This is a genomic window from Streptomyces sp. NPDC059142, from assembly GCF_042755665.1.
Taxonomy (GTDB): Bacteria; Actinomycetota; Actinomycetes; order Streptomycetales; family Streptomycetaceae; genus Streptomyces.
Genome location: NZ_JBHZDA010000153.1, coordinates 1 through 9,368, shown reverse-complemented (window position 1 = coordinate 9,368; position 9,368 = coordinate 1). Strand labels below are relative to the sequence as shown.

The window sequence follows — 9,368 nt, the reverse complement described above, 5'->3', positions numbered from 1 at the left end:
GCGGCGACCCGGGGGTCGGCGATCGCGGGGGCCGGCGCGGGCGCCGCCGCCGGGGCGGGCTCCTCGACGGAGACACCGAAGTCGGTGGCGATCCCGGCCAGCCCGTTCGCGTACCCCTGGCCGACCGCGCGGGCCTTCCAGACGCCGTTGCGCAGATAGATCTCCACGATCACGAGCGCCGTCTCCGTGCCCAGCTTCGGCGGGGTGAACGTGGCCAGCGCGCCGCCCGTGCCGGCGTCACGGATCGTGGCCGTGGGCTCGATGCCCTGGAAGCTCTGCCCCGCCGCGTCCGGGCTCGCCGTGACGACGATCTTCTCGATGCCGGCGGGCACGGCGCTGGTGTCGACGACGATCGCGTCGGGCGCCGAACCCCCGCCGGAGCGGTAGGTCACGCCGGGGCCCGCCGGCTGGTTGAAGAAGATGAAGTCGTCGTCTGAGCGCACCTTGCCGTCGGCGGTGAGCAGCAGGCCCGATACGTCGAGCCGCACGGGAGCGGCGACGTCCACCGCGACATGGGCGGTGGGGAGAGGGATGTTCGAGCCGGGGGTCATAGCTGTCATGCCAGACGTAACGAACGACCCCGCTTTGCCGTTCCCTTACCTTCGGCCGCCTTCTGCGTCCTTCTCCGTACCGCCGTCACGCGCCCTCCGTACGTCCCTGAGGGGGTCTCAGTAGGGCCACTGCGGCGGGTCGGTGGTGAAGGCGCCGCCCAGCCGTGTGTGCGCCGGGTTCGCCGGATCCGCCTCGCCCTGCTCGGCGATCAGCTTCTCGGCGTACTGCTCCGAGTCGTCCTGCGGGGTGTAGCCGAGCGCCCGCGCCGTCGTCAGGTCCCACCACAGCCGGGTGTTGGCGGACGAGCCGTAGACGGTGGTGTGGCCGACGTCCTCGGCGGTGAGCGCCGCGTGGAAGAGCCGGGCGCAGTCGCCGGGGCTCAGCCAGATGGAGAGCATCCGTACGGAGGTGGGCTCCAGGAAGCAGGAGCCGATCCGTACGGAGACGGTCTCCTGGCCGTGCAGGTCCCAGTAGAGCTGCGCCAGGTCCTCCCCGAAGCACTTGGAGAGCCCGTAGAAGGTGTCGGGGCGGCGCGGCGTGTCGATCGGGATCAGCGGCTCGCCCGCCTCGGGGCGCGGGGTGAAGCCGACCGCGTGGTTGCTGGAGGCGAACACCGTGCGCCGTACCCCCGCCGCGTGCGCGGCCTCGTACAGGTTGTACGTCCCCTCGATGTTGGCGCGCACGATCTTGTCGAAGGAGGCTTCCAGGGAGATCCCCGCGAGATGGATGATCGCGTCGACGCCCGACACCGCCTCGCGCAGCGCCGCCTTGTCCCCCAGGTCCGCCGTGATGGCGTCCGGCTCGCCCTCGATGGGGGTGGCGTCGAAGAGCCGCAGCTCGTAGCCGTACGCGGGCAGCAGCCCCCGCATCAGGGTGCCGAGGCCGCCGGCGGCGCCGGTGAGCAGGACGGTACGGGGTGCGGGCATGGGCGGAATCTCCTCGACGGTTCGGAGAACACTCAGATTCGTAGACAGAATTCACATGCGTGGACAAAATAAGGAGGGTGGCGGGTCGTCGTCAAGTGTCGCCCCCAGGGCGCGAATCCGCCCCCGCGTTGCGGTATCGCGTCTTGACCGGCCCCTCAAGGCTGGCTTAGCGTGGCGCCGTTCAGACATATGGACACCAATCAGAGTGATGCACGAGCCATCAAACGCTCGCCCCACGGCCAGGGAGCGCCCGTGACCTCAGCCCCGCTCGCCGCCCGCCTCACCCGTGTGGCCGGGCCGCTGTTCTTCCCCGTCACCGCGTACGGGCCGGACGGCGGCCTCGGCCTCGACGCGTTCCGCGCCCATGTACGCGGCGGTGTCGACGCGGGCGCCGCCGCGGTCTTCGCGTGCTGCGGCACCGGGGAGTTCCACGCCCTGGACCCCGAGGAGTACCGCCGGTGCGTCGCCGCCGCCGTCGCGGAGACGGCGGGCCGCGTCCCCGTCGTGGCGGGCGCCGGCTACGGCACGGCGCTGGCCACGCGGTACGCGCGGATCGCCGAGGAGGAGGGCGCGGACGGGCTGCTCGCCATGCCGCCCTACCTGGTCGCCGCCGACCAGGAGGGACTGGTGCGCCACTACACCGAACTGACCGCCGCCACGTCCCTGGAGACCATCGTCTACCAGCGCGACAACGCCCTCCTCACCCCCGCGACCGTCGTCACCCTGGCACGGAACGAGAAGATCATCGGGCTCAAGGACGGCCACGGCGACCTCGACCTGATGCAGCGGACCGTCAGCACCGTCCGCCGCGAACTCCCCGGGCGCGCGTTCCTGTACTTCAACGGGCTGCCCACCGCCGAACTCACCGGGCTCGCCTACCGGGGCCTGGGCATCACCCTCTACTCCTCCGCGGTCTTCGCCTTCGCCCCCGACATCGCCCTCGCCTTCCACCGGGCGCTCACCACCGGCGACGACGCGACGGCCGTCCGGCTCCTCGACGGCTTCTTCGTACCGCTGGTCGAACTGCGCAACCTGGGCCGCGGTTACGCCGTCTCGCTGGTCAAGGCCGGGGTACGGCTCGCCGGTCTGGACGTCGGAGAGGTACGCCCACCGCTGCGCGAACCCCGGCCCGACCACCTCAAGGCCCTCGCGGAACTCGTCGAGCACGGCCGTACGCTGCTCCCCGCCGGGGAGGACGCGTGAAGACCTCCGCGTTCGTCTACCCCTGGGACGTGATCGGCGACCCCGACGCCCCCGCCCGGATCGCCGGACTCGGCGTCCAGCAGGTCACCCTCGCCTCCGCGTACCACTCCACCCGGGCGCTCACCCCGCGCCATCCGCGCCACCGGATCGTCACCGCCGAGCACGCCGCCGTCCTCTACCCGCCGGACGCCGCCCGCTGGGCGGGCCGCGAGCCGCGCCCGTACCCGTCGGGCGACTGGGCCCCCGGCGACGCCTACGGCGAGGCCGCCGAGGCGCTGGCCGGCGCCGGGCTCGACGTGCACAGCTGGGTCGTCCTCGCACACAACTCCCGCCTCGGCGCCGAGCGTCCCGAGACCTCCGTGGTGAACGCCTACGGCGACCGCTACCCCTGGGCGCCCTGTGTCGCGCGGCCCGCCGTCGCCGCGTACCTGACCGAGCTGGCCGCCGAGGCCGCCGTACGCCCCGGAACCGGCGGCACCGAGCTGGAGTCCTGCGGCTGGTACGGACTGGCCCATCTGCACGCCCACGACAAGACCGCCGGGGTCGCCCTCGGGGACGCCGCGCAGTATCTGATGTCGCTCTGCTTCTGCGAGGTCTGCCGGGAGGGGTACGCGGGCCTCGGCGCCGCCCCGGACGAGGTGGCCGCCGCCGTACGGAGCGCGCTGGAACCCGTGTGGGCCAGGGGATCCCGGGAGAGCGGCCGGCCCGGCGTCGAGAAGCTGCTCGGCGCGGATCTCGCCGCCCTCACCGACACCTGGCGGCGCGGTGTCGCCCAGGGGCTCCAGGAGGCGGCCGTCGCGGCGGTACGGGCACAGGCGCCCCCCGGTTTCCAGGTGCTGCTGCACGCCGACCCCGCCCCGTACCGCGTCGGCGCCAACCCGGGCGTGGACCCGGCGCACATCCTGGGCGTCGCGGACGGCGTCGTGCTGCCCTGCACCGGCGGCGCGGCGGCGGCGATGCTCGGCCCGTTCGCCGGCCACCGCACCGACACCTCCGTGCTGGCCGCCAACTTCGGCGTCGTCAGCGGCATGGGCGGCGCCCCGGACACCCTCGCCGAGGACGCCGCGCACGCCGCCGGGCTGGGCGCGACCGAACTGCGGCTCTACCACGCTGGCCTCGCCTCGGACGCGGACCTGGCGGCGGTGACGGCGGCGCTCTCCCGGCTACCGGGCTGAGTCCGGGGCCCCGCCGGGCCCGTCGGTGGCGGGCGCTCCCGCCTCGCCGGGCCCGGCCCCGCCGTCCGTGGCGGGCGCCGCCCGCAGAAGCCACCCGGCCGTGAGCAGCCCGGCCACCCCGGCCACCGGCAGCAGGACGGTGTGGCTCACGACGGCCACGAGCCCGGCGCCCATGGCCAGCGCCACCGCGTTGGGCACGTGGATGAGCGTGTTGGCGCTCGCCACCGTCCGGCCGAGCGCCGCCTCCGGGGTCTCCCGCTGGACGGCGGTGAGCGCGGCGACCAGCACGCACGGCAGCCCCAGACCGACGCCCACGGCGCTCGCCAGCACCACCGCGTCGTACGGCAGCGCCCGCGCCCCGACCGACACCGCGAACAGCGCGATCCCGGCACCCGCGTACACCCGCTCGGGCAGCCGCCGCAGCAGCGGTCCCGCCAGCAGCCCGGTCACCACGGACCCGGCGCCCTGCGCCGCGTACAGCACCCCGGTGTACGGGGGCGCGTGGCCGAGCCCCCGGTCGACCACGGCGTGGATCAGCGCCCCGTTGACCCCCGCCAGCAGCATCGTGGCCGCCGCGGCGAGCACGAGCGGGCGGACCGCGGGCGACCCCCGCAGCCGCCGGACCCCCTCGGCGAGCCCGGACCGCCAGGCGCCCGGCGGCCCCGGGTCCGGCCGCTCCTCCCGTACCCGCAGCAGCGCGAAGAACCCGGCGGCCAGCACGAACGTCGCCGCGTCGAGCAGGGCGACCGGGCCGCCGCCGTACCGCGCGTAGAGCGCCGCGCCCGCGAGCGGTGCCAGCAGCTTCATCCCCTCGTTGGCGGTCATCCGCAGCCCGTTGAAGTCGCCCAGCAGCCGCCGGTCGACGGCGCCCGCGACGAGCGCCGCCTCCGCCGCGTCCTGGACGACCCCGCTCGCCCCGTACACGACCAGCACACCGAAGAGGATCCAGAGCCGGTCCGCGGAGTCCACCGCGGGCAGCGCCGTGAGCAGCACCGCCAGCAGGAGCTGACAGCCGATCAGCAGCGGCCGCCGCCGCACCCGGTCCGCCACCACCCCCAGCAGGGGCCCCACCAGCACCGGCGCCCACATCGCGAAGACCGTGAGCGCGGCCAGGCTGTCCGACCCGGTCAGCGACTTGACCCAGATCCCCGACACCAGCCACATCGCGGACGTACCGAACCCGGAGACGACGACCCCCGCGAGAGCGAGCGTCGCGTTCCGGTCCCTCAGCACCCGGGGCACACCGCCCCGTGTCGACCCCATGGTCTCCCCCTCCACTCCCGCCGCCGCACGGCACGGGGCGTCAGTGTGGCCGCTGAGGGGAGGGCCGGCGCATGGGGAGAACGACCTACTTCCCGCCCCGGAGCGCGGCCCGCGGGCCCTGAGGCCCCTCAGGGCCCCGGGAGCCCCCGGGGCGGGAGCCCCCGACGCCGGAGCCCCCGGGTCCGACGGGTCACTTCAGCGCCGCCCGCATCATCTTCTGCGCGATCGGCGCGGCGAGCCCGTTGCCGCTGACCTCCGAGCGGGCCGCACCCGAGTCCTCCACGATCACCGCGACGGCCACCTCCTTGCCGCTGGAGGGGTCCTTCGCGTACGACGTGAACCAGGCGTACGGCGTGCGGCTGTTGTCCACGCCGTGCTGCGCGGTGCCCGTCTTGCCGCCCACCTCGGCGCCGTCGATCCGCGCGTTCGTCCCGGTGCCGTCCTCGACGACCGAGACCATCGCGCTGCGCAACTGCTCCGCCGTCGCGGACGAGACGATCCGGGTCGTGTCCCCGTCCGGGTACGACTGGAGGGTGTCGCCGCTCGCGTCCACGACCTTCGACACCATGTGGGGCGCGGCCATCAGCCCGTCGTTCGCCAGCGCCGCCGACACCATCGCCATCTGGAGCGGCGTCGCCGTCACATCGAACTGCCCGATGCCCGTCAGCGCCGTCTGCGCCTGGTCCATGCCGGACGGATAGACGCTCGCCGAGGCGCGGACGGGCATGTCCTGCCGCGCGTCGTCGAAGCCGAACTTCTCCGCCATGGCCCGCACCTTGTCCTGCCCGAGATCGACGGCCATCTTCGCGAAGACGGTGTTGCAGGAGTACCGCAGGGCCGTACGGATGGTGGCGTTCCGGCACGGGGCGGAGGTGTTCTCGTTGCCCAGGTCCTGGTGTGTCGTGGGCAGCGTGTACGGGTCGGGGCTGTCCGTCGCCTCGTCCACCGAGTTGTGGAGACCGTCCTCCAGCGCCGCCGCCGCGACCACCAGCTTGAACGTCGAACCGGGCGGCAGCGGCTGCCGCAGGGCGCGGTTGACCATGGGTTTGTCCGCGTCCCCGGTGAGCTTGCGCCACGCGGCGCCGTCCTCCGTTCCGCTGATCTCCGAGGGGTCGTACGAGGGGGTGCTGACCACGGAGAGGACACGGCCGGTCTTCGGGTCGATCGCGACGGCGGCGCCCTTGTTCGAGCCGAGCGCGTCGTATCCGGCGCGCTGCACGGCGGGGTCGATCGTCGTCAGCACGTCGCCGGGCCGGGTCCGCTCGCGCAGGAGCGCGTCCAGCGGGTTCTGGAGCCGGCTGTCCGTCCCGTCGAGGACATCCGCGTAGATGCCCTCGATCTGGGTGGAGCCGTACGCCTGCGAGCTGTAGCCGGTGACGGGCGCGTAGAGCGCGCCGTCCCGGTACGTCCGCTTGTACGCCAGATCGCTCCCGCTCGTCCTGGCGGAACCGGTGACCGGCGAACCGGCCACGATGATGTCGCCCAGTGGCCGGGCGTACTGGTCGATGGCGGTACGACGGTTGTGCTGGTCGTCCGCGAGTGCCTTGGCCTCGTACGCCTGGACCCAGGTCGCCCGCACGAGGAGGGCGAGCACCAGGGACAGGCAGATGACCGCTGTGTGTCTGATCGTCTTGTTCATCCCGTATCAGGGACGAGCGGGGGAGCAGGGCGCGTTCCCCCCTGAGGACGCTTCTCAGGAACTCTTCATTCAGAGCCGCCGGGTGGCGAGGGTGAGCCGGTCCCGCGCGTCGAACAGCGTGTCCTTGATCATCTGCTCGTGCGCGGGCGTGAGCCGGGCCACCGGCACCGAGCAGCTGATCGCGTCCCGCGCCGGTGTCCGGTACGGGATCGCGATCCCGAAGCAGCGCAGCCCGAGCGTGTTCTCCTCGCGGTCCACCGCGTACCCCTGCTCGCGCACCGCGTGCAGCTCCTCGATCAGCCGCTCGCGGTCCGTGATCGTGTGCTCGGTCAGCGCGGGCAGCGTCTCCGGCAGCAGCGCGCGCACCTGCTCGTCGCTGTGGGTCGCGAGCAGCGCCTTGCCCAGCGAGGTCGAGTGCGCGGGCAGCCGGCGGCCGACCCGGGTGAAGGGCCGCAGATAGTGCTGGGACTGACGGGTGGCGAGATAGACGACGTTCACGCCGTCGAGACGCGCGAGGTGGATGGTCTCACTGGTCTCGTCCGAGAGCCGGTCCAGCGTCGGCCGCGCGGCGGCCACCACCTCGTCCCCGTCGATGTACGACGTGCCGACCAGCAGCGCCCGTACGCCGATGCCGTACCGCGTCCCCGTCGCGTCCGTCTCCACCCAGCCCAGCTCGACCAGCGTGCGCAGCAGCATGTAGAGGCTCGACTTGGGGTAGCCGACCGCCTCCTGGACGCTGGCCAGGGAGTGCATGCCGGGGCGCCCGGCGAAGTATTCGAGCAGCTCGACCGTCCGTACCGCGGACTTGACTTGCGCTCCACCGGTTTCCGCAGCCGACATCGTCGTCCCTCGCCTCTCCTGGCCCGCTCGCCTGACGCACTGACCGCTCTTGACCACACAGAACGCGCGGAAATAGAGTCCTTGCACATTCACTATCAGGAATCCTGTTCAGAATACCGAACAGTATCGGGGTCAGGGAGCCGATGACGGTGAGTGGGTCCGTACGTTCGTGAGTCGGGAAGGAAGCCGCGGTGGCAGCAGCACCAGTCTGGAGTGTCGACCCCCGAACGGGGAAGCCGCGTGAGCAGGTCGCGCAGGAGGCCACGGCCGCCGAGGTGGACAGCGCGGTCCGGGGCGCGCACGCCGTCGCGGGAGCGCTCGCCGACCGTACGGTGCGGGCCGCCCTGCTCCGTACGGCCGCCGATCTGCTCGACGCCGCCGGTGAGCACGTCATCGAGGCGGCGGACGCCGAGACCGCCCTCGGCCCGGTCCGCCTCACCGGCGAGCTGGCCCGCACCACGGCCCAGTTGCGGGCCTTCGCCGAGGTCGTCGACGAGGGCGCGTTCCTCGACGTGCGCATCGACCACGCCGACGGGGACCGCACCCCGCCCTGGCCCGACCTGCGCCGCTACAAGGTGCCGCTGGGCGTCGTCGCCGTCTACTCCGCGAGCAACTTCCCGTTCGCCTTCTCCGTGCCCGGCGGCGACACCGCGAGCGCCCTCGCGGCGGGCTGCCCGGTCGTCGTCAAGGCGCACCCCGACCACCCCGCCACCTCCGAGCTGTGCGTCTCCGTGCTGCGCAGGGCCGCCGCCGAGGTGGGGCTGCCCGAGGACGTGGTGAACCTCGTCCACGGCTTCGAGGCCGGGGTCGAGCTGGTCCGCCACCCGCTGGTCTCGGCGGCCGGCTTCACCGGCTCCGTACGCGGCGGGCGCGCCCTCTTCGACGCCGCCTCGGCCCGGCCCAAGCCCATCCCCTTCCACGGCGAGCTGGGCTCCCTCAACCCCGTCGTGATCACCGAGGCCGCCGCCGCGGGCCGCGCCGAGGAGATCGGCGCCGGACTGGCCGGTTCGATGACGCTCGGCGTCGGCCAGTTCTGCGTCAAGCCCGGCTTCGTCCTGGCCCCGGCCGGTGAGCCCGGCGACCGCCTCCTCAAGTCGCTGACCACGGCGGTCAGCGAGACCGAGCCCGGCGTGATGCTCGACCACCGGATGCGCGACGCCTTCGTCGCGGGCGTGGCCGAGCGGGCCGCGCTCCCCGGTGTCGAGGCCCCCATCACCCCCGGCGCGGGCGGCGAGCACACCGTCAGCGCGGGCTTCCTGACGCTGCCCGCCGAACTGCTCGCCGCGGAGGGGGCGCACGACCTGCTGCTGGAGGAGTGCTTCGGCCCGGTCACCGTCGTCGCCCGGTACACCTCCACGGACGAGGTCACCACGATCCTCTCCCGCCTCCCGGGCAACCTCACCGCCACCCTCCAGCTCGCCGACGAGGAGGCCGACGGCACCCTGCCCGGCGCCACCGAACTCCTCGCCGAGCTGACCCCGCTGGCCGGCCGCGTCCTGGTCAACGGCTGGCCCACCGGTGTCGCGGTCGCCCCCGCACAGCACCACGGCGGCCCCTACCCGGCGACCACCTCCACCTCCACCTCGGTCGGCGCCACGGCGATCGAACGCTGGCTGCGCCCGGTCTCGTACCAGTCGACGCCGGCCGCGCTGCTCCCGCCGGAGCTGCGCGACGAGAACCCGCTGGACCTGCCGCGCCGCGTCGACGGCCGCCCGGAGAGCTGAGCCCGCCCGCCTCTTCCCCGACCGCCCCACCGCGCACCCCGCGCGG

General features: G+C 73.7%; 8 protein-coding genes. 3 read left to right on the top strand and 5 right to left on the bottom strand.

All coding sequences use genetic code 11. The annotated features are described in order from the left end of the window. A partial coding sequence (locus tag ACFXPK_RS31350) for a TerD family protein (RefSeq protein ID WP_385080520.1) occupies positions 1 to 551 on the bottom strand: 551 nt, incomplete at its 3' end. A 117-nt stretch (positions 552 to 668) separates the two neighbouring features. Next, positions 669 to 1,478 (bottom strand): NAD-dependent epimerase/dehydratase family protein, encoded by an 810-nt coding sequence (locus tag ACFXPK_RS31345; RefSeq protein WP_384999419.1) that lies wholly within the window; start codon positions 1,476 to 1,478, stop codon positions 669 to 671. Positions 1,479 to 1,730: 252 nt separating this feature from the next. Here ACFXPK_RS31345 and ACFXPK_RS31340 point away from each other — a divergent pair, with 252 nt between their 5' ends. Beyond that, positions 1,731 to 2,681 carry a 5-dehydro-4-deoxyglucarate dehydratase gene (locus ACFXPK_RS31340; RefSeq protein WP_384999422.1) on the top strand — a complete coding sequence of 317 codons (951 nt, stop codon included), beginning with the start codon at positions 1,731 to 1,733 and terminating at the stop codon, positions 2,679 to 2,681. Beyond that, positions 2,678 to 3,856, top strand: coding sequence for a hypothetical protein (locus ACFXPK_RS31335; RefSeq protein WP_385080518.1), 1,179 nt, complete (start codon positions 2,678 to 2,680; stop codon positions 3,854 to 3,856). Before ACFXPK_RS31340 ends, ACFXPK_RS31335 begins: the two co-directional genes overlap by 4 nt. On the opposite strand, the gene ACFXPK_RS31330 is transcribed toward ACFXPK_RS31335, so the two are convergent. The 3 genes from ACFXPK_RS31330 to ACFXPK_RS31320 form a co-directional block, all read right to left on the bottom strand. After that, the gene (locus ACFXPK_RS31330) at positions 3,845 to 5,119 is read right to left on the bottom strand and encodes an MFS transporter (protein ID WP_385080516.1); all 1,275 of its coding nucleotides are present in this window, start codon (positions 5,117 to 5,119) and stop codon (positions 3,845 to 3,847) included. The two genes, ACFXPK_RS31335 and ACFXPK_RS31330, sit on opposite strands and share 12 nt — an antisense overlap. A gap of 190 nt (positions 5,120 to 5,309) precedes the next feature. Continuing rightward, complete coding sequence (locus ACFXPK_RS31325; RefSeq protein WP_385080514.1) at positions 5,310 to 6,758, bottom strand: peptidoglycan D,D-transpeptidase FtsI family protein; 1,449 nt, start codon at positions 6,756 to 6,758, stop codon at positions 5,310 to 5,312. A 69-nt stretch (positions 6,759 to 6,827) separates the two neighbouring features. After that, positions 6,828 to 7,598 carry an IclR family transcriptional regulator gene (locus ACFXPK_RS31320; RefSeq protein WP_384999434.1) on the bottom strand — a complete coding sequence of 257 codons (771 nt, stop codon included), beginning with the start codon at positions 7,596 to 7,598 and terminating at the stop codon, positions 6,828 to 6,830. A gap of 191 nt (positions 7,599 to 7,789) precedes the next feature. On the opposite strand from ACFXPK_RS31320, the gene ACFXPK_RS31315 reads away from it, so the two are divergent. Next, positions 7,790 to 9,322, top strand: coding sequence for an aldehyde dehydrogenase (NADP(+)) (locus ACFXPK_RS31315; protein ID WP_384999438.1), 1,533 nt, complete (start codon positions 7,790 to 7,792; stop codon positions 9,320 to 9,322). Positions 9,323 to 9,368: the final 46 nt, after the last annotated feature.

Coding starts and splice junctions, on each gene's coding strand:
- ACFXPK_RS31330 (WP_385080516.1), bottom strand. CDS start 5,119: ATGGGGTCGACACGGGGCGGTGTGCCCCGGGTGCTGAGGGACCGGAAC.
- ACFXPK_RS31325 (WP_385080514.1), bottom strand. CDS start 6,758: ATGAACAAGACGATCAGACACACAGCGGTCATCTGCCTGTCCCTGGTG.
- ACFXPK_RS31320 (WP_384999434.1), bottom strand. CDS start 7,598: ATGTCGGCTGCGGAAACCGGTGGAGCGCAAGTCAAGTCCGCGGTACGG.
- ACFXPK_RS31345 (WP_384999419.1), bottom strand. CDS start 1,478: ATGCCCGCACCCCGTACCGTCCTGCTCACCGGCGCCGCCGGCGGCCTC.